Raw genomic sequence first — 420 nt, forward strand, 5'->3', positions numbered from 1 at the left:
ACGATCTCGAGCGCCGCCATAAGCTCGGTGCGGAAGAAGTCCTTCCTGGTCGCCATGAATGCCTTGGTGCCCAGCACTTCGAAGGCGTCGTAAGGCATCTTCGCCGCGCCGAAGCCGCTCTCGCGGCCCCAGATCGCCAGCAGCACTCCGCCCGGCACACCGTAGCGCTTCTCGATCGCGGCAATGGTCCTGGCATTGGCCGCCGCGCGCGCCCGGCCACCGGCGGTCACGGCGCGAACCGTCTTTTCGGCGAAATAGGCGCCGGGCGAACCGAACTCCGCCTGATGCTGCTTCTGCGGCGTCGTCGCCTTCTGGCCCGGCATCACCAGGTCGGGCAGTTTGAGGTTCGGTTTGACGCCGTCGAAGGCGGCCTCGAAGGTATTTCTGGAGATGCCCTTGGCGTTGGCCTCGGGCCAGAGA

General features: G+C 66.4%; 1 protein-coding gene. It reads right to left on the minus strand.

All coding sequences use genetic code 11. The features are described 5' to 3' along the window. Positions 1 to 420: lytic murein transglycosylase (locus tag EOA85_RS37060; RefSeq protein WP_206523522.1), on the minus strand; the 420-nt coding region annotated here is incomplete at both ends.

Origin of the sequence: Mesorhizobium sp. M5C.F.Ca.IN.020.29.1.1, from assembly GCF_003997375.1 — a bacterium.
Classification (GTDB): Bacteria; Pseudomonadota; Alphaproteobacteria; order Rhizobiales; family Rhizobiaceae; genus Mesorhizobium; species Mesorhizobium wenxiniae.